22 protein-coding genes are annotated in these 22,785 nt (G+C 53.3%); 6 read left to right on the top strand and 16 right to left on the bottom strand.

Annotated elements, in window-relative coordinates; genetic code table 11:
- Positions 1-77: 77 nt before the first annotated feature.
- Positions 78-554, top strand: a complete 477-nt coding sequence (locus tag AC3ZPD_RS15620) for a hypothetical protein (RefSeq protein WP_490985213.1) — start codon at positions 78-80, stop codon at positions 552-554.
- A 71-nt stretch (positions 555-625) separates the two neighbouring features.
- Positions 626-1,606 carry a polyprenyl synthetase family protein gene (locus tag AC3ZPD_RS15615; RefSeq protein WP_490985212.1) on the top strand — a complete coding sequence of 327 codons (981 nt, stop codon included), beginning with the start codon at positions 626-628 and terminating at the stop codon, positions 1,604-1,606.
- A 156-nt stretch (positions 1,607-1,762) separates the two neighbouring features.
- On the opposite strand, the gene AC3ZPD_RS15610 is transcribed toward AC3ZPD_RS15615, so the two are convergent.
- From AC3ZPD_RS15610 to AC3ZPD_RS15575, 8 genes are all read right to left on the bottom strand, one after another.
- Positions 1,763-2,053: an SDR family NAD(P)-dependent oxidoreductase gene (locus AC3ZPD_RS15610; RefSeq protein ID WP_490985361.1), complete on the bottom strand. Its 291-nt coding sequence runs from the start codon at positions 2,051-2,053 to the stop codon at positions 1,763-1,765.
- A gap of 76 nt (positions 2,054-2,129) precedes the next feature.
- Positions 2,130-3,002: a UbiA-like polyprenyltransferase gene (locus AC3ZPD_RS15605; protein WP_490985211.1), complete on the bottom strand. Its 873-nt coding sequence runs from the start codon at positions 3,000-3,002 to the stop codon at positions 2,130-2,132.
- Between the two features lie 4 nt (positions 3,003-3,006).
- Entirely contained in the window at positions 3,007-4,386 is a 1,380-nt protein-coding gene (locus AC3ZPD_RS15600) for an aspartate aminotransferase family protein (RefSeq protein WP_490985210.1), read from the bottom strand.
- The gene (locus AC3ZPD_RS15595; protein WP_490985209.1) at positions 4,383-6,356 is read right to left on the bottom strand and encodes a peptidase U32 family protein; all 1,974 of its coding nucleotides are present in this window, start codon (positions 6,354-6,356) and stop codon (positions 4,383-4,385) included. The genes AC3ZPD_RS15600 and AC3ZPD_RS15595 overlap by 4 nt, the downstream gene beginning before the upstream one ends.
- Before the next feature lie 51 nt (positions 6,357-6,407).
- Entirely contained in the window at positions 6,408-7,199 is a 792-nt protein-coding gene (locus AC3ZPD_RS15590) for an energy-coupling factor transporter transmembrane component T family protein (RefSeq protein ID WP_490985208.1), read from the bottom strand.
- The gene (locus tag AC3ZPD_RS15585; RefSeq protein ID WP_490985207.1) at positions 7,196-8,122 is read right to left on the bottom strand and encodes an ATP-binding cassette domain-containing protein; all 927 of its coding nucleotides are present in this window, start codon (positions 8,120-8,122) and stop codon (positions 7,196-7,198) included. The genes AC3ZPD_RS15590 and AC3ZPD_RS15585 overlap by 4 nt, the downstream gene beginning before the upstream one ends.
- Positions 8,098-9,021, bottom strand: a complete 924-nt coding sequence (locus AC3ZPD_RS15580; protein ID WP_490985206.1) for an energy-coupling factor transporter ATPase — start codon at positions 9,019-9,021, stop codon at positions 8,098-8,100. Before AC3ZPD_RS15580 ends, AC3ZPD_RS15585 begins: the two co-directional genes overlap by 25 nt.
- Positions 9,021-9,578, bottom strand: coding sequence for a Gx transporter family protein (locus AC3ZPD_RS15575; protein WP_490985205.1), 558 nt, complete (start codon positions 9,576-9,578; stop codon positions 9,021-9,023). Before AC3ZPD_RS15575 ends, AC3ZPD_RS15580 begins: the two co-directional genes overlap by 1 nt.
- Positions 9,579-9,888: 310 nt before the next feature.
- Between AC3ZPD_RS15575 and AC3ZPD_RS15570 the strand changes: the two genes are divergently transcribed.
- Entirely contained in the window at positions 9,889-10,785 is an 897-nt protein-coding gene (locus tag AC3ZPD_RS15570; RefSeq protein ID WP_490985204.1) for an SDR family oxidoreductase, read from the top strand.
- A 62-nt stretch (positions 10,786-10,847) separates the two neighbouring features.
- Here the strand turns inward: AC3ZPD_RS15570 and AC3ZPD_RS15565 are convergent, their stop codons facing one another.
- Positions 10,848-11,915 (bottom strand): glycosyltransferase family 4 protein, encoded by a 1,068-nt coding sequence (locus AC3ZPD_RS15565; protein WP_490985203.1) that lies wholly within the window; start codon positions 11,913-11,915, stop codon positions 10,848-10,850.
- A 15-nt stretch (positions 11,916-11,930) separates the two neighbouring features.
- Positions 11,931-12,938 carry an NAD-dependent epimerase gene (locus tag AC3ZPD_RS15560; RefSeq protein ID WP_490985202.1) on the bottom strand — a complete coding sequence of 336 codons (1,008 nt, stop codon included), beginning with the start codon at positions 12,936-12,938 and terminating at the stop codon, positions 11,931-11,933.
- A 207-nt stretch (positions 12,939-13,145) separates the two neighbouring features.
- Here AC3ZPD_RS15560 and AC3ZPD_RS15555 point away from each other — a divergent pair, with 207 nt between their 5' ends.
- A complete protein-coding gene (locus tag AC3ZPD_RS15555) occupies positions 13,146-14,045 on the top strand; it encodes a glycosyltransferase family 4 protein (protein WP_490985201.1) in 900 nt (299 codons plus the stop codon).
- A gap of 108 nt (positions 14,046-14,153) precedes the next feature.
- Here AC3ZPD_RS15555 and AC3ZPD_RS15550 read toward each other — a convergent pair whose 3' ends face one another.
- Entirely contained in the window at positions 14,154-15,284 is a 1,131-nt protein-coding gene (locus AC3ZPD_RS15550; protein ID WP_490985200.1) for a glycosyltransferase family 2 protein, read from the bottom strand.
- A gap of 141 nt (positions 15,285-15,425) precedes the next feature.
- On the opposite strand from AC3ZPD_RS15550, the gene AC3ZPD_RS15545 reads away from it, so the two are divergent.
- Positions 15,426-16,121, top strand: a complete 696-nt coding sequence (locus AC3ZPD_RS15545; protein ID WP_490985199.1) for a GT-D fold domain-containing glycosyltransferase — start codon at positions 15,426-15,428, stop codon at positions 16,119-16,121.
- Between the two features lie 37 nt (positions 16,122-16,158).
- Here AC3ZPD_RS15545 and AC3ZPD_RS15540 read toward each other — a convergent pair whose 3' ends face one another.
- From AC3ZPD_RS15540 to AC3ZPD_RS15520, 5 genes are all read right to left on the bottom strand, one after another.
- Positions 16,159-17,457 carry a nucleotide sugar dehydrogenase gene (locus tag AC3ZPD_RS15540; RefSeq protein ID WP_490985198.1) on the bottom strand — a complete coding sequence of 433 codons (1,299 nt, stop codon included), beginning with the start codon at positions 17,455-17,457 and terminating at the stop codon, positions 16,159-16,161.
- Entirely contained in the window at positions 17,442-18,440 is a 999-nt protein-coding gene (locus tag AC3ZPD_RS15535; protein ID WP_490985197.1) for a polysaccharide biosynthesis protein, read from the bottom strand. The genes AC3ZPD_RS15540 and AC3ZPD_RS15535 overlap by 16 nt, the downstream gene beginning before the upstream one ends.
- Before the next feature lie 182 nt (positions 18,441-18,622).
- A complete protein-coding gene (locus AC3ZPD_RS15530) occupies positions 18,623-19,555 on the bottom strand; it encodes a glycosyltransferase (RefSeq protein ID WP_490985196.1) in 933 nt (310 codons plus the stop codon).
- A gap of 111 nt (positions 19,556-19,666) precedes the next feature.
- Positions 19,667-20,077 carry a hypothetical protein gene (locus tag AC3ZPD_RS15525; protein WP_490985195.1) on the bottom strand — a complete coding sequence of 137 codons (411 nt, stop codon included), beginning with the start codon at positions 20,075-20,077 and terminating at the stop codon, positions 19,667-19,669.
- Positions 20,078-20,265: 188 nt separating this feature from the next.
- Positions 20,266-21,114, bottom strand: coding sequence for a hypothetical protein (locus tag AC3ZPD_RS15520; protein WP_490985194.1), 849 nt, complete (start codon positions 21,112-21,114; stop codon positions 20,266-20,268).
- Positions 21,115-21,945: 831 nt separating this feature from the next.
- Here AC3ZPD_RS15520 and AC3ZPD_RS15515 point away from each other — a divergent pair.
- Complete coding sequence (locus tag AC3ZPD_RS15515; RefSeq protein WP_490985193.1) at positions 21,946-22,740, top strand: class I SAM-dependent methyltransferase; 795 nt, start codon at positions 21,946-21,948, stop codon at positions 22,738-22,740.
- Positions 22,741-22,785: the final 45 nt, after the last annotated feature.

The raw sequence follows: 22,785 nt of genomic DNA, 5'->3' as shown, positions 1-22,785 counted from the left end.
CGTACTATATAGTGAAACGTTGCCATTTGTTCGTGACGGGAACAACCGTGTCCCGCGAAGGGAAGGAGCGACTAACGATGAACAACAATCTTATCCAGGATGCCTCAAGGCTCCTGCAAACCCAGTTGGCGCCGGAATCCGGCATTGCCCCAGAGGCCTCCGAGGCCTTGCGCCTGCTTAGCGATGCCGTCCGGATTCTGGAGGCCAACCCGCTGCCTCCCCTTCGCCCGGCGCGGATTCTCGCCCTCTATTTGGCAGTGGCCCTCGCCATGCAATACCATCAGGAATGCGCAAAAGCCGATTCCCGGCTTGCCCGGCGGCTGCTGGACGGCGATTATTTATACAGCTTATATCTGGACCTGGCCCTGAAATGGGAGGAATTCGATTTGATCGCCGCCCTGGCGCCTTGCATTAAAATCATCCAGATCAAGCGGGCGGAAGGAGCTCCGCAGGATGAGCTGCTTTTGCAGGGACTGTCCCGTTTTGTCCGCGCCGAAAGCCAGAAAACATTGAAAGAAGCAGCGGCACGGCCTCTTGCCGCCGAAGCTATTTAGTCTGAACATGCCCGCGCACGTTCCGCGCGCGGCCCGCCGCGGCCTGCCCCATTTGAAAGGAGAGGATCGGAATGAAGCTTAATGAAGCCCTGCGAATTCACCTGCCATCTATCGACCGGGAGATTGTTAACATCGTAAAACATGATCCCGACGTCTCCCGGTCCTCTGCGCTGGCCGAATCCATCGCCTCCCTGATCGCTTCAGGCGGCAAACGGCTCCGCCCGCTGATGGTCATTGTGGGCAGCCGTTTCGGCTCGGCTCCGGATAAGAAAAAAATATGGCGCCTGGCTGCAGCTGCCGAATTCATCCATGCGGCGTCGCTTATTCATGACGATATACTGGACGATTCCCCGCTCCGGCGCGGACGTCCGGCGACCCATACCGAAACAGGCGTCTACCCGGCCGTACACATCGGCAGCTACATGTCCGCCCGGGTGGTCGAGCTTATTGCCGAATATTCGTCCGATCGCAAACGTTACGTGTTTGACCTCTCTTCCCTCGCTACCAGCAAGCTTTGCCTGGGTGAATATCAGCAGCTGCAGCACGCTTACGACTATGAGCTGACGCTGGATCAATATTTGGAGAAATCACGCAATAAAACCTCCCTTCTGATGGCCGCCTGCCTGAGGATCGGAGCGCTGGCGGCCGGCGCGGACGAAGCCGTGGCCGGCAAGCTGTACGAATTTGGAGACAAGCTAGGGCTGTCGTTCCAGATCCGTGACGACCTGCTGGACTTCACGGGCACCGAGGAGCAGCTCGGCAAGCCGGCGGGCAGCGACCTCCGCAGCGGCCAGGTGACGCTGCCGGTGCTGTTTGCCCTGGCCGATGCGGAGCTTGCGCCGCGCATCCGGCGGATCGGGCCGGATGCGACGGACGGCGAAGTCGAAGGCGTGCTCGCTGCGATCAGGAGCAGCGGCAGTCTGGAGCAAGCCGAAGCGTACAGCGCCCGGCTGCTGGAGGAAGCCCGGCAGATTGCCGCCGGGCTGGAGGGCTTTGAGGCGCAGCGGGATCTGTTCACGCTGCTCGATTATTTTGGCTGCCGGACCCGATAAGGGCCGGCGGCGGCAAGCTGCCGGGGACGCCGGAGACGGCAGCCCGGCAGGAGGCCGGGGCCGGTCAGGGCCCCGGCCTAAAGCTAAAGCCGAAGCTTCCCGCGGATGCGGGGCTTCGGCTTTGTTTTTTATATAACAGTGTGTACGACTGCTCACTTATTTGGACAAATTAGGATACAAGGCCCCAACTCCACCGGCAAACCCCTGCTGAACTTGACGGCTAATATCATCCGCCAGAATCTCGTAAAGATTCGCTTCGATCCCGTCAACGGCGATTTTTGCAATGTCGGCCGGATTCAGTTTAGGGGTTTGGATATTGGCGGACATGTCCGTGTCCATGTACCCAACGTGCAGCCCGGCAACCCTGATGTTTATTTGAGCCAGGCTCAAGCGCAATGAGTTGGTCATTCCCCATGCTGCGGACTTGGCAGATGAATAGGCTCCCACTTTGAAAGGAAAAAAATAAAAGCCGGAAGGCTGGAAAACGTTCCCTGCCTGCCGACTTTTCCCATTTTCGTTCTCTCTACGAAACAAAATAATCCGCCAGGGTGAAAGCCAGAATCGTCATGCTGATGACCTGGTTCAGGTTATAAGAAGCGATTTTCATCAGCTTAGGATTGGTAGGTTTAATAAGGTTATGCTCCGTCAGGAGGAGCAGCACGGCTATCGCGATACCGATCAGGTAGAGCCAGCCAAGCCCCTGCCAGACATAGAGGAACAGCAGCAGGAAGATCATGACGGCGTGCATCCCTTTAGCCATCCAAAGCGCATTGGTTAATCCGAAATAGCTTGGAATCGACCACAAGCCGATCGAACGGTCAAATTCGATGTCCTGAGTGCCGTAGATGACATCAAAACCTGCGATCCAAAGCATCACCACGGTGCCGAGCACAAACGGCGTAAAAGCAAAATGGCCGGTGACAGCGAACCAGGCGCCGATAGGAGCGGAGGCAATGACAAAACCCAGATACAGATGGCTAAGATAGGTAAAACGTTTCGTATAGGAATACGTCGAAATCAGAAAGATAGCCACGGGCGAAAGCGCCAGGCAAAGTATGTTCAGCATGGCGGATGCGCCGATAAAAATCGCATAATTGACGGCGACAAAAATCAGCACTTCTTTCGAACGCAGCTGCTTTCGCGGCATATGGCGTTCGGCGGTGCGCGGGTTCATGGCGTCGAAGGTTTGATCCGCGACCCGGTTGAAGGCGTTGGCCCCGTTCCGGGCCGCCACCAGCGCAACGAGCCCCCAGAGCATCGTCCGACCGGACGGGATGCCGTGGGCCGCCCATACCATGGAGATCACCGCAAACGGCAGGGAGAACAACGTATGGGAAAACATCACCAGCTCGCCGAACAGCTTTGCCTTGCGGTAGACAAGCGACAGGGTCGACATGCCGTCACCGCCCTTCTTGATTGGCTGGAGCTGCAGAGGTAGGGGATGGCACGGATTCGCCGCCGGCAGCAGCTTCCTGCGCTCCCGCTCCCTCTCCTTGCGGCTCAAGAGCTGCAAGCTCCGCAGCCAGCGCGGCCAGCATGCCCGCAATGTCCGCAGCCGAAATCACAAGCGGCGGCTGGAAGGCCAGCACGTTGCGGTCCACGCCGTTTTTGCCAATGAGATAACCTTGGTTTTTCATGCCCTCCAGCAGATCGTCCGTCAGCCGGGCTCCCAGCTCCGGCCGGTCTTCAGCGATGCCGAGCCCCATCATCAGGCCTTCGCCGCGCACACCCGTAATGATCTCCGGAAACTCGGCCGCCAGGCGTTCGAGCCCTTCGCGCAGCTGTGCGCCAAGCTCCTCCGAACGCGGCACCAGCCGGTGGCCTTCGATAAAGTCCAGCACCGCGATGGCGGTCGCCGACGATACGGGGTTACCGCCGAATGTCGACGCGGACGGTCGGTTCAGGCTGGATGCAATTTCGCTGGTCGTGCAGAATGCCGCAACCGGGATGCCGCTGCCCAGCCCTTTGGCGACCGTGACAATGTCGCTGGCGACATTCCAGCGGTCCATCGCAAACATGCGGCCGGTCCGGCCGAACCCCGTCTGGATTTCGTCCGCGATCAGCAGCACGCCGTGCTGCCCGAGCAGACGTTTCACCTCGGGGAAATACCACGCCGGCGGCACCACGATGCCGCCGTTGCCCTGGATCGGCTCCGCGATCATGGCGGCGAACTCGCCGCCCCGCTCCGCAAGCAGCGCCGCAAGCGCCGCCAGCGAACGCCGCGCCGCTGCCTCGGCATCCCCGCCCTGCTCAAACGGGCGAGGGATAAAAGCCACGTCCTGATCCTTCGCCAGCTCCGGATCCGTCCGCCACATGGCCAGACCCGTTACGCTCATCGTCAGGTACGTCCGGCCGTGCAGGCCGTTCTCGAGCGCAATGAATTTCCGGCGGCCCGTGTGCATCCGGGCCAGCAGCAGCGCTCCTTCGTTGGCCTCCGAGCCGCTGTTGCAGAAAAAGCTGCGGCTGATGTCCCCTGGCAGGACGGCCGCCAGCCGCTCGGCGAGCTCAACATTTTGCTCGGTCAAATAAATCGTGCACGTATGCTGCAGCTCGCGCAGCTGAGCCGCCGTTCTGGCTGCAACGTAAGGGTTGCAGTGGCCGCAGGACGCGACCGAAACCCCGGCGTAGAAATCCGTATAACGGACGCCGTCATGGCCGTACAAATACTGCATCGAACCTCTGACCAGCTGCGGCGGCTTGCGGTAGAAATGACTCGTGCAGGGATAGAAATACTCTTGTCTCTTCTTGACGATCGCTTCAGGTCCGATAAATGCGCTCATGCCAGCACCTCCGTTCTTGCTTCTGCTCCTCTGGCCGTACCGTTAAAATGCAGCGCTCCCGCGGTATATCCCGCATAGATCGGCTTAAGCGCCGCAAACTCTTCGCCTGCGGTATCCGGACGATCCAGCGCACGCCGGTAAGCGGCAACCACCTCGGTCAGATGCCCGATATTTCGGTAAGCTGCCCCCTCAATCCGGAAGTGGGTTAACCCGGCTTCCAGCAGCTCTTTCACGGCCAGAAGCAGGCACAACTCCTTCGCCATCATCAGATGACAGCGGCCGTGCGCGTCGCGGTATACGGGATTTTCCCCTTTATCCGTCATCAGCACGAGCACATCGTTTGGCACGTATTCATTATCTTCCTGAGCCATCGGCTGGAAGACCTCGGCATTTTCATACAGATCATGTTCCATGTACATCAGCGCCGGAGAGCCGTGTACAATGGCTTCAATCGGGCCGCGGCTGCTGCGAAGCAGCTCTGCCAATTCCTCAAGCGGGGCTTCCATGGACAAAGTAAAGCGCTCCAGCCCTTTTTCCCGGTAAAAGTCGCCAGACGTCTGATTCAGAATGTTGAGGTTGTAATCCCCGACCATCGGATATCCTGCGGATCCAAAGCGGCGGATAGCCCCGATATTCGTTACCAGGATGCCGTCGATCGGCAGCCGTTCCCCTCTCAGCAAAGCGTCATATTGGGCAAAATGCAGCTCCCGCATCATGCGGGGCAGACCCAGGTACAGCTTGGCTGCGCCTTTCAGCGCTCCCAGTTCCTTGATCTGTGCTTTCGTAAAAGGACGGTCAGGCTCAAACACATCGCCGGACAGGTAGACATGATCGGCGCCGGCCGCCAAAGCGGCTTTAGCCTGCTCCATGTTGTTCACATGCACGGACAGTTCGCCCTGCAGCCCGCCTGTTTTCTCCCGCTTCTCCTCCAGACGGCTGCGAATCTGCCCGATCCGCTCCTCCTCCAGCTCGCGTTCGGCCGTTGGCGTGCTGAACACCTTGCCCGTGCTGTAAAATTTCCCGGTTCCCTCATACCGCCGGTTGATGAAATCCAGGCCCGGGCGCCCGAAGGCATAAGCCGTAGAGAAGTCCCGTTTGCGGTGCTCGAACAAGGACGGCGTGTCTACGCTGCGCTCGAATCCGACAGGATCGTCAAGATAGCGGTCGATCGCATCACTGTAGCTGCGGACGAGCATTTGCACAAATTCGGCATCCCGCATCCGGCCTTCGATTTTAAAGGAGGTGATTCCCCCTTGGATCAATTCGGGAATATGCTCGTACATAAACATATCTTTGGCCGCCAGCGGGTATTCGGTCGGATACACGTTGCCGTCCTTTTTCACGCGGTACTCCCACCGGCATGGCTTCAGGCAGCGTCCCCGGTTGGAGCTGTTGCCGAAGACGGCCGAGCTGAAATAGCAGTTCGCCCCGTGCACGCTGCACATATCGCCGTGGATGAAATATTCAAGCTCCATATCCGTAGCCAGCAGCAGCTCCCGGGTCGTATGCAGGTCCATTTCCCTGGAGGCAACGACGCGGGTTACGCCCAGCTCTTTCAGCGCAAGCACCATTTCGATATTGTGGGCGTTCATCATGACCGAGGAATGGACTTTCAGCTTGAGCCCCAGCTTGCGAATCAGAGACAACACGGCAAAATCCTGCACAATCAGGGCATCGGGTCCGATTTTATCCAAATACTTCAGATAATCGGCGGTCTCCTGCATCTCCTGTTCGTTCAGCATATTGTTGACGGTGACAAAAACCTTTTTGCCAAGGGAATGGGCGATTTGAATGGCTTCCGCCATTTCCTCCAGCGTGAAATTGTAACCCTTCCGCATCAGCCGCATATTCAAAGACGGTCCGCCGAAATAAACGGCGTCGCAGCCTTCTTTAATGACCTGCTTGAATATTTCAAAGGTGCCTACCGGAGCAAGGAGTTCTACTTCCCTGCCGTTAAAAAATCTTGCCATTCCAATCTCCCCCACATCTCTTGTCATCTTTTTTCGGTTTCTCCCAATTTCCTAAAGCAGCAGTACGGCAGCCAGCAGCAGAACGTGCAGCGCGACAAAAGCTATTTCCTTTACGCCCCACGAAGGTTCATAATATTCCGTCCTAGGGGCATCCACGGCAAAACCTCGGGCTTCCATCGAGGTCACCAGCTCCTCCGCCCGCCTGAATGCTCCGACGGTTACCGGGACAAGCAGCGAAATCAGCATTTTGCCTTTCCCGCTGAGCGGCAGCTCCCGCAAATCCGCCCCTCGGGCCGCTTGGGCTTTCAGAATCTTCTGGCTCTCCTCCAGAATCGTCGGGATGAAGCGCAGCGCCAGTCCGGCCATCAGCGTCAGACGGTGGACCGGCATTTTTAGCCGGGCGAACGGCTTTAACAGGCCGCCCAAACCCTGGTTCAGCCTGCCGGGCGTCGTAGTGAAGGTCAGCAGCGCGGTAAAAGAAATAAACAGCGCCATCCGCAGCACCGCGAGGCCGCCCGCGCTCAGCCCTCCCCCGGAAACCGAAAGCGGTCCGGCCTGCAGCAGCACTTTGCCCTTCGTGACGGTCAAAACCTGCAAAACAAAAATGAATAACATGAGCAGTCTCAGCGGTTTGGCCGCCTTGGCGTAATATTTATAAGGAATCCGGGTTGCCGCCATCAGCAGCAGCGAAAAAAACGCGGCAAGCAGCAAGGCCGGCCAGGAACGCAGCAGAATGATCGCCGCCGCATACAGCAGCATTGCGGTCAGCTTGGCCCGGGGGTCCAGGCCGTGTATCCAGGAGCCGGTATCGATTGTCCGTCCGATCAGCAGCTTGCTTCTCATCCTGCCGCACCTCCCCATGATTTGACGGCCGCCACGAGGGAGCGTTCCGGCTCTAAAGGATTACTGCCGGCTCCCAGCAGCCTCGCCGTGAGCGCCGCCAATGCGGACGCGGTGAAGACCGGCTTTTCCTTTTGCAGATCAAAATGTGCGGCAAGCTGATGCCACCAGTGCATACATTCTGGAAGCGTAAGGCCGGCTGCTTCCAGTTCGGGCAGCTGCCCGGCCATTTCCCCGGCCGTCCCCTGGAACAGACAGCTTCCTTCCTTCATCAGGATCCAGCGGTCCGCGTAAGGCAGCAGTTCGTCAATCCGGTGGGTGACCACAACCACCGTTGTACCCTGCTCGCGGCACAGCCGGAGCAGCAGCTCTACCAGCTCCGCCCGGCTGGCCGGATCCAGCGAAGCGCCCGGTTCATCCAGCACCAGGATGTCCGGCTCCATCGCCAGCACCGAGGCGATAGCCGCCTTGCGCATCTGGCCGCCGCTTAATTCAAAGGGGCTCCGCGCAAGCAGCTCATCCGGGAGCCCGATCTGCCGCAGCGCCGCAGCGGCTCGCCGTTTGGCTTCGTCCACCGGCAGCCCGAAGTTTAAGGGGGCGAAGCACAAATCTTTTTCCACCGTTTCCTCAAACAGCTGATGCTCGGGAAACTGGAAGACCAGCCCGACCCGGCGCCTCATTTCCTTCAGCTTCGGCGTTTTCACTCCGGCCTGGAGCACGGTGTCAAACACCGTGACCTTGCCTTCAGACGGCTCCAGCAGGCCGCCAAACATTTGCAGCAGCGTCGATTTGCCGCAGCCGGTCGGACCTGCGATCGCCGTGAAACTTCCGTCCTCGATCCGCAGGCTCACGCCGGAAAGCGCCTGGTGCCGGAACAAAGTCCTGTCGTCATAAGCGTAACTTATGTTTTCGAAAATAACGGGCATATGATCTCCTCCAGCGATCCGCCCTTCATGCTTCCCGAAAGCCGGATTCCATAATCGGCAAGCGCCTGCTGCATCTGAATCCGGAACGGAAGCGACAGCCGGCAGGACGCAAGCAGGTCTTTTCTCGCAAAAAGCTCCTCAGGCTGCAAATCCTCGCGGATTCCGCCCTCTTCTAGCACCAGCACCCGATCGCTCTGCAGCACCTCATCCGCATCATGAGTGATGGAGATCAGCGTGTAGCCTCCGGTTTCCTTCAACTCTTTCAGCACCTCTAGCAGCTCGCGGCGGGATTTCTCATCCAGCATGGAGGAGGCTTCGTCAAAAATGACCACCTTCGGCTGCATAGCCAGCACCGAAGCGACCGCCACGCGCTGCTTCTGCCCGCCGGACAGCTCGCCCGGATGTTTGTGCAGCAGCTGCTCTATCCCCAGCTTCCGGGCGTAGCCGTTCACCCGGCTGCGCATTTCGCAGCGCGGCAGGCATTGGCCTTCCAGCCCGAAGGCGATGTCCTCCTCAACCGTAGCCCCGATAAACTGGTTCTCCGGATTCTGGAACACCATGCCGATTCTGCGCCGCAGCCGGTAAGCCGAAAGAGGCGTCAATTCTTCCTCTTCGATCCAGATCCGTCCGGCTTGCGGCCTCAGAAGGCCGCCCAGCAGTTTGGCCAAGGTCGATTTCCCGCAGCCGTTCGGACCGACCAGGCTAATCCAGCTCCCCGCCTGTATAGTGGCGGAGGCGTTTTGCAGAACGGCGGGTTCTTTTCTTTTTCCATAAGCAAAAGTTAAATGCTCAAACCGCAGGACAGGCCCGGATGAAAAGCCGGGAATACGGTCCGCTCCCTTCTCTCTCTCGCTTTCATCGCCTTCGTTGCTTGTATTGCTTGTTTGGCCGGTCTCCATCACGCATTCACTCCCAGAAAACCTTCAAATAAAGACAGCTTGGCCAGGGCCGGCACCAGCACCCTGACCGCGATTCCCACCACGATGCCCGTGCCGAGTCCAAGCAGTACCAGCATCGGCAGGTAATAAAACACAACCGAGGAGTGAATCACGATGGCTGCCGCCGCCAGCTGCCCGAAGTTATGGGCGATTCCCCCCGCCACGCTGATGCCGATCAGGCTGAGCTTGCCTCTGCCGATCTTAAGCAGCATCCACATCACGCCAAAGCTGAATAAAGCGCCGAGAAAACTGAATAAAAAGCTGGAAAACGTCCCGAAGATGAAGGCGGTAAGCAGGATTTTCAGAACAACGACAACAAAAGCGTCTCTTCCGCGCATAAAATAAAGGCAGGTCAGCACCATAATATTGGCCAGCCCCAGTTTGGCCCCCGGAACTGAAACGTTTATAGGCACCAACGTCTCCAGCAAGCTGAGCACAACGGCTACCGCGGCAAAAATCGCGATAATCACCGTTCTCCTGAGCACCAGACCGGTTTCTTCACGCTGTAATGACGGCATGACCGTCACTCCTCTCTCCCGAAAATCTATATCTCTATTATTTGTGATTTTTTTCACTTGAACTGTTAAAAAGATCACATTTTCCAGAGAAAATTCTTACTTTTTAATTGCCTAAATCTTAGGCGACTAGGCCGAATCCCATTATACCTCCGTTGTCCGCAGTCGTTCAGTGAAGGAATACACACATACGCACCTTATGTTTAAACAGACTTCCCCACGGTTACATACTTGTGGGTTTACGCGAGCAAGCTACAGGTAGTTTGTTTATAACCCCAGTTGAAAACAACCTATTTCCAAAGGAGGCACCATCATGGCTGATTTCTACAATCTGCAGGACCCGACTACGCAATATCCGAAGGCTGGACCGGAATTCGAACAGCAACAGCAGCCGCCCGGCTTGCAGAAGGAAATGAGACCTGTTCCTGACTCGGGTGAAAAAACCTATCGCGGCACCGGCCGCCTGACCGGCCGCAAAGCGATTGTAACCGGTGCGGACAGCGGCATCGGGCGTGCCGTAGCGATTGCTTTTGCCCGCGAAGGCGCAGACGTTCTCCTCTCCTATTTGCCTGAGGAAGAAGAAGATGCCAAGCAGGTCGTAGAGCTCATACAGGAAGCCGGACGGAAGGCGGTAGCTGTGCCCGGGGATTTGAAGGACAAAACGTATTGTGAAAAACTGGTCTCCACAGCGGTACAAGAATTCGGCGGCTTGGATATTCTCGCCAATGTTGCGGGCAAGCAGCAGTTCGTGAAGGATATCGCCGATCTGACGGATGAACAGTTTGACGAAACTTTTAAAACCAATGTGTACTCGCTCTTCTGGCTATGCAAAGCCGCTCTCAAACAAATGAAGCCGGGGAGCAGCATTATCAATACGACTTCCATCCAGGCTTATAAACCGTCGCCGATCCTGCTGGATTACGCTTCAACGAAGTCGGCGATCAATACGTTTACCAAAGCTTTGGCCCAGCAGGTGGCCAGCAAAGGGATCCGCGTCAACGCCGTTGCTCCGGGCCCGGTTTGGACCCCGCTGCAGATCACTGGCGGCCAGCCGAAGGAGGTGCTGAAGGAATTCGGCAGCCAGACGCCGCTCGGCCGTCCGGGGCAGCCCGTCGAGATGGCCCCTGCCTATGTGTTCCTGGCCAGCCCGGAATCCAGTTATGTAAGCGGCGAAACGCTGAATGCCAACGGCGGAACGCCGACTCCGTAAGGGACTTACGGATAAGCGGACCCCTCTTCCTTATTGGGAGAGGGGTCATTAGTATGCTTTCTTCATATACGGGCTAATAGGCCCAAATACCGTTTGGCATAAACGGATGGACTGTATTCCTCCCGGATCGAGTTTAATCCATTGGTTATCAAAGCGTTTCTCAGTTTCTCCTCGCCCATGGCTCTGGCTGCGTATTGTACGGCTGCTCCAATTTGACCGGGCGGGTATAACAGCCCGTTTACTCCGTGCGTAATGATTTCATTTTTCCCAGGCACGTCTGCGCTGATGATCGGAACGCCGACGGCCAGCGGCTCCAGAACGTGATTGCCAAGCCCCTCGCGCAGAGACGGCGACAGGATAATGCCTCCGGAGCGACTAATTTCCGAATAAACCTCGGGCATATAGTGATTGGGGACGTTATACATAAACCGGCTAATGTCCTTAAGTCCGTTTCTCTCGCACACATACTGGACCTTTGACAGCTCTTCCCGGTTGGTGGGATTGCAGATCAGCCAAGGCTCAATTTTATCCAGCTTATTCAGCTGCCCGCAAATCCGCACGAATTCAAACCAGTTTTTGCTGCGTTCCATTCGGGCTGCAAAAGCAACCACCTTGCGCCCCGCTGCCGGACGAGGGCCCTCCTTCCATTTGCGCTCCCCTTGCGAAATCAGATGAAACATGGGATCAACCGCATTTCCATCTACAAAAACCGGAACGTTTGCGATTAATTGGGCCATGACGAGCGGCTTAAGATATTTGGCAATACACATGACGGCATGAACCTTTCTGTGCCGGCCCATCGATTTTAGGGTGGCGGCGATTTCACGGTTCCAGCCCCTAACCTCGTAAAGCACCTTGCCCGGGTAAGTTTTGGGTACGCAAGAAAGGTAATGAAGCGAATAAATAAAGGAGATCACGTCATATTGGCCGTTCATCACCCGTTTCTGAAATTCGCCCGGACTTTTCACATGATAATGGACGATATCCTTAAAAATGTATTCTCCTTCGCTTTTCTCCAAAAAAATGACCTCGGACTGAACCCCTTGAGCACGAAGGGCCCGGATCCGGTTTCGCAGGGTCGTTTGCAAACCTCCTTCCCTGGAACTCGGTGCCACATACAAAATTCGCAATTCCATTCCTCCGTTCTAAGCTTTACCGTAATAATCGAAATACCAATCCACGAACCTGTCTATCCCTTCCTGAATGGATGTCTGCGGTTTGAACCCTGTCACCTTGAACAGCTCCGTTACATCCGCGTAAGTCTCCGTTACGTCTCCCGGCTGAAGGGGAAGCCATTCTTTTTCGGCGGTTAGGCCCAGTCTTTTTTCCAGCGCCGTAATGAAATCCATCAGAGGGACGGGATTGTGGTTGCCGATATTGTAGACTTTATAAGGGGCGGAGCTGGCTCCCGGCGTCGGCATATCCCCGTTCCAATGGGAGTCCGGCTGGGGCGGAAGCGGAATCAGCCGCACGATGCTTTCCACAATGTCGTCGATATAGGTAAAATCCCTTTTCATCCTGCCGTAGTTAAACAATTGAATCGGCTGTCCTTCCAATATGGCTTTGGTAAAGCGGAATAACGCCATATCCGGTCTTCCCCAAGGCCCGTAAACCGTAAAGAACCGCAGTCCCGTTGTTGGTAATCCGAACAAGTGGCTGTAAGCATGAGCCATAAGTTCGTTGGACTTTTTGGTTGCCGCATATAAACTGACCGGATGCTCCGCAGATTGCTGCGCGGAAAAGGGCAGCGAACGGTTAAGACCGTAAACCGAACTTGTTGAAGCATAGATAAGATGTCCGGTTCCCTGCTGACGGCAGTTCTCCAGCACATTCATGAATCCGGCAACATTGGATTGAATATAGGCTTGAGGATGGTCGAGACTGTACCTTACCCCTGCCTGAGCTGCCAAATGGATAACGGTCTCCGGACGAAATCGTTCGAACAGCTTTTTAAAGCTCTCTTGGTCTTCCAAATTGCCTTGTGCGAACTGGAAGTTTGGATGCTCCAGCCTTTTTAATCTATTTCTCTTAAGCTCAACCGAATAGTAGGCGTTTAAATTATCAAAACCGGCGACCGCATGCCCTTCCTCCAGCAGCCGCTTGGTTACGTGAAATCCTATGAACCCGGCACAGCCGGTTACAAGAATGCGCACCGCGGATCCTCCCTTATCCCTATCACAATGTAGAAGAATTTACCAAATCAATTAATACAGCATATGTATCTGCATAAAGAGAGGAACGGCTATAGCACTTCCTAAGAGGAATAATTTACTCTTTACCCATTCAAGTTCATGGTAGTTTTCATAAATTATGAAGAGAAGACTTACAGATCTTCATAGCTAGGAAAGGATGCGATAAATGTGAAAATTCTAATGGTCGCCGACTATCCCGGCTGGGCCTTTGACCATATCGCCAAAGATTTGTCCGCGTTGGACTTAAACGGAATCCGGTTGGAAACGGACTATTATTCCCGTGTAACGGCCGCTGCTCAAACCAGGTACGACCTGATCTACCCCATGACGGTCTCAATTGCACAGAGACTATATAAAGCCGGAATCCCCCTGGAGAAAATGGCGACCGGCATCACCTCACTCGTTCCCTATGAGTCCTATCTGGCCGACGGGAGATTCCCGTCCGGTTTTTTGCAGTTTATCCGGAAGTTACGGGGAGTAAATACGTATTCGGATGAAATCGTACGATTATGCGGACCCTATTTCCCCCTGCGCAGAACAAGAGTAGGAATCGATACTGCCGTTTTCAAACCGGCTGCCCGTAGCCGCAATCAAACCTTCAAGGTCGGCTGGGTAGGAAGAATCGATATTCCTGCCCGCCGTGAATTGAAAGGATATGACCTGGTTCGGTCCGCCTTAAAAGGTTTAAAGGTCGAGCTCGATATCCGTACCTTTAAGGAGCAATACGTGCCCCGCGATCAAATGATCGCTTTCTATCAGCGGCTCGACTGCCTGATCTGTTCAAGCCGGACGGAAAGCATTCCTTTTCCGGTATTGGAGGCGGCCGCCTGCGGCGTGCCTATCCTTTCTACCCAGGTGGGGGTTGTACCCGAACTGATCCGGAACAATGGCAACGGGATCATCATTCCCCGGACAGCAAATGCGATCCGCAAAGAAGTCATGAAATTAATGGCGGATCCGGAGCAGTGCCGGAAGCTGGGCCGCAATGTCAGGGAAACGGTCCTTCAGCAGTGGTCCTGGAATACCTGCAAGCTAGAGTGGGAAAGCTTTTTTAAATCGCTGTTGTAAAAAAGAACGAGAAAAAGACGCCCTCGGCGGATTCCCGCAGCGAGAGCGTCTTTTTTACACGCTGTAATTTTATTAAGAGCCATTAAGGATATGACTCAAAATTCTGTCTTATTCCTTGTTAGTCGTTTCCCCACTTGAGCCTTCTGCCGGATCTGGGGCCGACGCCATTCCGAGGGCCTGCTCCAGCCGTTTTTTGTTTTCCAGCAGACTTGGTTCCCCCGGAAGGTATGAAAGGGCGCGTTCGTTATGTTCCAAAGCCTGCGGGAGCTGACCCAGCTTGGCATAACAAAAACAAAGCTGGACATGGGGCACCCATGTCTGAAAGGCTACGTTCACCACCCCCATGTATCCTTCCGGCAGCCGCGACTCCAGCGCACGGTTATACCAGTAAACGGCGAGCGCCGGCTCCCCCCTTTCCTCGAAACAGCCCGCAAGGGCACAGCAAATGTCCGCGTGGGGAACATCATAGTGAAACGAGTTTAGCAGGCTGGCCAGCTGCTTATCCTTCTGTCCGAGAAGGCGATAGCATTCGGCGAGTTTGGCAGAGGCGGCAATCCGGTCCTCCCGGTAGCCGGCGGGCTCCCGGAAATAAGCTTCGTAACCTTCCGCAGCCTCCTGGTACTTCTTCTGGTCCAGCAGCTCATTTGCGTAAAAAAATAAACTTCGGCCTTCCAGCTTGCCGCCGTTCTGAAGCCATTTCTGAAAGATCGCCATGTTCCTCGCCGAGTGATCGCCTTCCCGGTGATGGGATACCGCAATGTCGGTCTCAAGCGCCTGCCCGCCCGTTACATTCAAATATTCATGCACCGGGTTAAACCAGCGATAGCCTTGGCTGCGCTTCACCAACCGATACCGGCGCGAGCTGACGAGCGTATGCCCGTACGGGTCGAAAGCCAAATCATATTTGAAAATAATGGCGTCCGGTTCCCAGGACAGCGACTGCTTTAGTTCGGCAAACTTGATGCGGTCCTTCTCATACAAAACGTCGTCGGCATCAAGCCACATCACGTAATTCATGTTCGCCTGCTCAAATGAATAGTTGCGGGCGGCCGCGAAGTCATCCGTCCATGTCCAATCCAACACTTTCCCCGTATACCTGGCGGCTATTTCCTTCGTACGGTCCGAAGATCCCGTATCGACAATGATGATTTCGTCGACCAAATCCCGCACGGAATCGAGGCATCGGCCGAGTACCTTTTCCTCGTCTTTGACGATCATGCACAAACTGACCGTTATCAATCCGTTTCCTCCTTTTGCTGTTCGGGTTTCAAGCCTGCTCCTACCCGCTTAAAGTTTAGCCTTTGGGCCGTCCAATCGCTCCGTTCCCGGAAGCATAGGATATATTCAGAACACTGCGGTTTAGGAGGAATGATCTCGGGTATGCTCGATTTTAACGGTTTGCTGGAACGGATCCGGACGGCGCTTGATCATAAACAACCTTTATCTTTTGTGAGAATCGGAGACGGAGAAAATTTGATTCTGGCCCAGAATTCGGTCTGGACCATGGAGCAGGTTCTTCGTGAAGAATGGGCAAAAAAAGCGAACCTGGGGAAGAAAGGCGTGAGCCTGCCTAATATTGCTTTGAGGGATGAAATGGTGGCCGTATTAAAAAAGGCCGATATCGTCGGCATTCTCCCTGCAGGCGATCAAACGATCGGAGTCCCTCAATACTTAAAACGCGAATTGACCGACCAGGTTTTCAACTACTTCAACATTCGTCCCCGCTGCCTTTGTCATGCGAGCCTTAACCGCAAGCTGGCCATCTATCCGGGATTCTGGAACATCCTGCGCAGCCGGAGGGTACTTGTGATCACTTCGAAAGCGAATGAATTCCGCAGGGTTCTGGAGGCAAAGCCTTACGGGCTAAACATCGTCCACGCACTCCCCTTCTCGCACTACAAGGATATGGGGACGGTCCGGAAATGGTTAACGGCAAACCCCAACCATTTTGACATTGCCCTGATTTCCTGCGGCGTGAATGCGGTGATTCTCGCACAGATGGTCCGGGAGCTAACCGGTAAAGTCGGCATTGACTTCGGCAAGGGAAGGAACCGTTTGTTAAAGGAGAAGTTTTAAGAACGGCTTGGAGCCATCCTGCCAATCCGAATTGCAGCTAGGCTGTAAAATCCGCTCCCCCTCCAAGGGTGATCACCTTTGCTTTTCCTTTCATGCCCTTCAAAGCATTTCGGGTATCGTAGACGAAAGGCACCTGATCCAGGAGCTGCCGCAGCGGCAGACCGTCATGGTTGACGGCAATAACCGCGCAATCATAATGCAATCCTTCATTTTCGTCCCACCGGATACCGGCAAATTTTTCCCCTTCCAGCTGGATTTCGTCCACGTAAGGATCATAAAACGACACTGCGGCTCCTTCCTGCCGAAGCCGTTTGATCAATTCGATGGAGCTGGATTCCCGAATGTCGTCTATATTCGGTTTGAAAGCAACCCCCACCACAAGAAGGTTCACACCTGACAAAGAGGCCAGGGACAAAGCCTCCTTGATCCTTTCCACGATATAATCGGGCATTTTATGATTGATTTCCCTGGAGACCGCAATAAATGAGCTTGATACTCCGAATTGCTTCGACCGCCATTGCAAATATAAAGGATCAACGGGAATGCAATGCCCGCCGGCTCCCGGGCTCGGGAAAAAGGCCGAAAATCCGAACGGCTTTGAACGGGCTGCCTCAATGACCTCCCAGACATCAATGCCCATACTGGTGCAGAGCTGGGCCATTTCATTAATAAAGGAAATGTTGACGAAACGGTAGGTGTTCTCAAGCAGCTTTGTCATTTCTGCCGCATCCGTCGACGAGACCCTGACTACCGTCTGAAAGACCGTCCGGTACACGTCTTCAATCGCACTGGCGCATCGTTCCGTTATGCCGCTGACGACCTTGGGGATCACTTCAAGCGGATAATTCCGGTTGCCGGGATCTACACGCTCCGGAGAGTAACCCAGGAAGAAATCCCTCCCCGCGATCAGGCCGTTTTGCTCCAACATCGGCTTCAATACTTCCCTCGTCGTTCCGGGGTAGGTCGAGCTTTCCAGAACGATGATCTGGCCCTGCCGCAGATGATCGCGGACATTTCCCGCGGCCTGCACCAGATAGGTCAGATCGGGCTCATGATTTTCATCCAAAGGCGTCGGCACGCAGATGATGATCACTTCAGCCTCTTCCAAGCGCCGCATATCCCCGGTTGCTGAAAATCGTTTGTGATCGATCGCTTCCTTCACCTGCTTATCGGGGATGTCTTGAAGGTAGCTTTTTCCTTCATTCAGAACTTGCAGCTTCCGCTCATCTAGATCGATGCCGGTCACTTCGCTTCCCTGCTTATTGAAGGCAAGCGCAAGCGGCAGGCCTACATAACCAAGCCCAAGAACGGCAACCTTTTTCACAGAACTCCCCATCGATATCCCCCCTCCCTCAATAACTCCGCGATCGCTTTTTCATCCATCAATTCGGCATTGGAGTGATACTCTTCAAAGGTAGCCCGGTTAAGACGGCCGTATCTCTCATATTTTCCATATAAACCGGGGGAAGGGAGAACCACGTAATACTGGTCGGAGAACAACCGCGTGCTGGAAACCTCATTTCTGGAAACGAGCACTTCATCCAGCCTTTCTCCTGGACGCATGCCGATCTCCTTGCAGGGCACCGGTTTGCTGCCCGAGAGCTTCATCAAAACATGGGCAAGGTCGACGATGCGGCATGCCTTCATTTTCATCACAAACGTTTCCCCGCCTTCCGATTCTTTCGCCGCAACCAGAAGCAGCCGAATCGCTTCCGAAATCGTAAGGAAAAACCGGGTCATATCCGTGTGGGTAATTGTGACCTCTTTCCCGCTGCGGATTTGATCCAAAAATAACGGGACAACACTGCCGCTGGTTCCCAGCACGTTGCCACCCCTAACGCAGACAAACCGGGTATGTCCGCTGAGCAGGTTGGCCCGGATCATTAATTTCTCCCCGAGGGCTTTGGTCAGACCATAAGTATTCATAGGATCCACCGCTTTGTCGGTAGAGACATTGATAACCTTCTTGACCTGCTGCTTGATGCTTGCGCGAATCACATTTTCAGTTCCGAGCACGTTGGTCTTCAGCGCTTCGTTCGGCTGATCCTCACAGACGTCCACATGCTTCAGGGCAGCCAAATGGAACACATGATCCGCTTTGTGGCATGCCCCCTCGACAGCCTCGTAATCCCGGATGTCTCCGATGATGAACCGCAAACGGGGATCCTCGTTTAACTTCCGCCTCATATCTACTTGCGCACCTTCGTTCCGGGACAAGATTCTGAGCTCTTTTGGATGCTCACTCAGCAGCGTTTCCGTCAGTTTTTGCCCCCATGATCCCGTCCCTCCTGTAATCAGGATTGTTTGATTACGAAACATTCTATTTCCTCCTTGGATGCAGATTACCGTAGCGATCCCCCACACTCTTGCTGCTGCCCATTTTGTCTGCATGGCCGGCGCTAAACTTCCATATAATTTATGAAAGAATACAAGAGAAGGTATGGACGATCTGATCAAGAGAGGGTAAAAAGGTTTCTGACGGATAATAGGTTCATAACTTGTTATCCGGTTCGTATTATGGACTGGACCATTCGCACAAACTCGGCCGCACGGACTGCGGAGGTATGGCGCTCATGAACAAATTCAAAACCTTGCCTGGCAATCTTCGTTAAGACTGCCTGATTGCGCGTGGCAGCGTAGAATTCGGCCTTTTCCCGGAAATCCTCGTCAGATACGGAAACAAAGTGTTTTCCCGGCTCGAAACCAAGATCCAGCAGATCCGGATTGCTAGGAGCAAGCAGCAGCGTGCGGCAGGCTAGCACCTCAAAATATTTGCGCAGCGGGTAATGAAAAATAGAGTCGCAGGAAAGGAATATCCGGCTTCTATTAATTTCTTTGGCATAATTCTCTCCGATCCAGGCGTCCGTATGATCCGGGAACTGCAGGTAGCCGGGATGCTCGTGATAAACAAAACCCGGACGGTTCTGAAAATGATTCAGCATCTGGTACCGCAGCGGATAATATTTCCGTTCCACATAACCGATCAGCAGCATTTCAATGCTTTTGGTTTGCCCGTAATCCCGAAAGACCGGGGCGTGGGCAAAATGCGGCAGCCATCTCATTTTGGAAACGAACTCCGGATAAAGGTTCCTGAAAGCGCTGCGGTACATCGAGAAAATAACAGGGACATGGTTCTGGGTAATAAACGCCTTGCGCCCCTTCACATCGAAATGGAGATCATGCATGATGATGCCCCATGGGATGGAAAGGCTGGAGAGTCCCTCTATTCTTGGACAATGGGTATTCCGGTAATCGTTCAGCAGAATAAAATCGGGTTTGAAAGACAGCTTCCGGAGAATGGAGGGAATGTTCCCGTCCTCGCAATATAGAGCAACGTCTGCGTAAGGCAGGAGCTCCTGGTGAAAATAATGAAAACTTCGCTCCATATGCCGGCTAAAGTCCCTCGTGATCAGAAGCAGTTTAAGTTTCTTCAATCGAATTTCAGCCTCCGTTCTTCTGCATGTAAAAAGGGGCAGGAATTGCTTCCCGCCCCTTTGGTTGTGCTGCTTCAACAGATTCGTTTGTGCATAAAGAAGGGAATCGTATTAAGAACTTGTAGTGGCGCTGCCCATAAAGACTTCAGGACCGTTGCGGATAGCCGTAGTTACTCCCGAAACAAATGCGGAATATACGGTTTCCAGCGCAGCAGGAGCTTGAAGATCCTGGGCAGCGAAAGCAACCACCTGTGTTGTTGCCATGGCGGTTACAACACCTGTAGCCGTGAAAATTACGTTCGCAGGCACAAAGGTTGATCCCCGTACCAGTTGAACCGTATACGTGTCTCCAAAATCCCCGCTGATGCCGATGGATCCTGTCAATGTAACGATAGGATTCGCCACACCTTGCGTTTGAAGACCGATAATCCCGAATAAAGCAGGCGTAGGGGTCAAAGCAACTGCCGGTGCTCCAACGGTGTTGGAGTTCATTGAACTTCTAGTATCCAAAAAAGTACTCATTTCTTGTTCACCTCCAATATATTTCTAAGTTAGTATATTGAAGACTCTTAAAGAAGGAGTGGACGCTCCTACTAGGAGAGTTGCATATTTTTAACCGCATATTCTTTTATTAAGGGCAATAGCCAGAAAATAGAAAAGAACCCCAAATGGGGTTCCAGGATAAAGTATGCTCCCCTGAAAGTTTCATTTTATATTTTTTCATATTGCCACTTCCTTGAGTATTCCACCAAATTATATCCACTAAATTTTAGCGTTAATCCACCTTCTAAATGAGCTAACTGGTCCGGCGGGAAAAACACTTCTTCTTTTCCGTTTCCGTCGTTTATATAAATTTCATCTCCATTATCTAAATAATATTTGGGTTGATATATTACTTCATAAAATGTCCCATCGCTATTAAAAACAATAGGGGCAACAAAACTTCCCCCGCCATAGTGATAGGTAGGCTCAAATTTCAATTGGATAAACAGATCTCTTGTATTATAAGGAGGATTGTATAAAGCCACGGTTTCCAGATAGATCTTTGTATTATTGTCATTATATATTTCTTTGTGGAGCTGAAAGATGTCGCCTTGTTTTTTAGGGATATATTTAGGCTCAATTCTAAAGCTGATAGCTACGTTCTGTTCTTGATTTAAAATTTGATAGCCTGTTCTTGATTCTATATTTTTCTCTAACTCCGACTGAGAGAATCTTGAGACATAAATTGGATAACCAATCAGCATAATAATGACCGCTAACAAAATAACCATTATATAGATTGGTCGTATGATCCAATACTCGTTAGTGTCTTTATTCAATAATACGTGGATCACTCGTGTTTCTTTCTTCGTTATTGGTTTATAACCCGTTCCCATCCCGTATATGCTTTTTCCGGGCATAAAGAAGGTGAGCCCAAATTCATAATCTCCCAGTGTCTTATTGGAGTAATCCAGAACCCCCATTTTATCGAGAATCCAATAAACAGCAGCAAGGCTGGATAATATAAGGAATACAATTAAAAATCTGCGTTTGATTGATAAATTGCGACTTCTCACGGAAGCAACTCCCAGTTCACAATGTCTTCTAAATTTCGGGCTGTCCACCTAACCTTTCTGCCTTTTATAATTCTTCAACCCGCTTTAGAACCCCTTTTCTTTCCAAAAATTCAATCGTCCACCCTCTCGAGTTTCTTTATCCCAACGCAAAACAAGGCTGCCGCCCTCACAGAGAACAAACAGCCTTCCGAGGCTTCGCCCCAAACCTGAATCCGTTTCATTTCAAAAGAAAAGCTTGTTACCGCGCCCCGCGTTCCTCACGGCCCAGCATGACCATAAACCAGCCAATGCCTGCAATACCGATCAAACCAACCAACGACAGAATTAAAATGTACCAGAAATGTTCATTCATTTCGGTCGCCTCCTCCTCATTAATAGTCGCAATTTTAATTACTCCTATTATTACCATTAAACGGTTTGGTCTATGCAGCAAACATTTTTCACGGGAAATCATTAATTCATTTACATATCTTGACTTTCCGTCCCGACCTCTGTATAATCTATATTTAGTATGTTAACGCTTGTATAAATTCCTCATTTGGCTTTAACCCTCCTTGAATACCGTTCCGGTATATAAATTCCTATTTGATGAACCCTAAGAGTATGGATTTTAAGCAGTTTCTGATTCACACTGGCGCGGTCATCGGAGCCGCAAGGACAGAAGAGAGGTAGGGCTTTTGTTGTATTAGAAGTTTGAGATTGAAGGTTTTAGCCTCGGAAGGAACCAGGTGCCTTTTTACGTGTACAGAAGGTACGGTTAACTATACACATCAGTAAGCGTCAGCCAGCAGTTTTGGTTGGCGCTTACGTCCATTTTAAGGAGGATTTACGTTGGAGGAGCAGCAATATCAGCAGAATCATAAAGCCTGGAATACCGGCACCTATGCCGCCTGGTCGCAGCGTTTCGGCACCCCTGAGGAAGCCGCGGCAAAGCTTCGCAGCGCACCGGAGAAACGGCTGGGTAAAGTGCTTGACTACATGGGCGAGGTCTCCGGTAAAAAAATCATCAACCTGATGGGCTCAGGCGGCAACAAAGCCGTGGCGCTTGCCCTGCTTGGCGCGGACGTTACCGTCGCTGATTTTTCGGAGGAAAACAAGCATTACGCTTTGGAGCTCGCCGCGGCAGCGGGTGTTCCCCTGCATTACGTCGTCTCCGACGTGCTTGACCTTCCGGAGGGAACGGTTACCGGCGACTATGACATCGTTTTTATGGAATTTGGCATCCTGCATTATTTCACCGATCTGGTTCCGCTGTTTGAAGTCGTTCGTGCCCTGCTGGGTCAAGGAGGCCAGCTGGTGCTGCAGGATTTCCATCCCATATCCACCAAGCTGATCTCCTCACGCGGGACCACGGCGAATATTCGCAAGCATAAGGTAGACGGCGACTATTTTGACACATCCCTTAAGGAAACTGAAATCTCCTTCTTTAAGTTTCTCCCGGATGACAGCAAACAGCCGGAGGTGCAGAAAGTGATGCTGCGCCACTGGAACCTCGGCGAAATCGTCACCGCCGTAGCTTCAGCCGGCCTGTTCCTCCGTCTTTTGGAGGAGCTGCCGAACCTGTCGTCCGACGTCTTCGACAAAGGGATTCCCAAAACGTTTACGCTGGTAGCAGAGAAGCTGTAACTGTAGAAGTTCACAACCAGCCTGCTCCTAAAAAACAAACAGCTC

This window comes from Paenibacillus mobilis, from assembly GCF_058267595.1.
The sequence above is the reverse complement of the archived record's forward strand: the minus strand, read 5'-3'. Positions and strand labels throughout refer to the sequence as shown.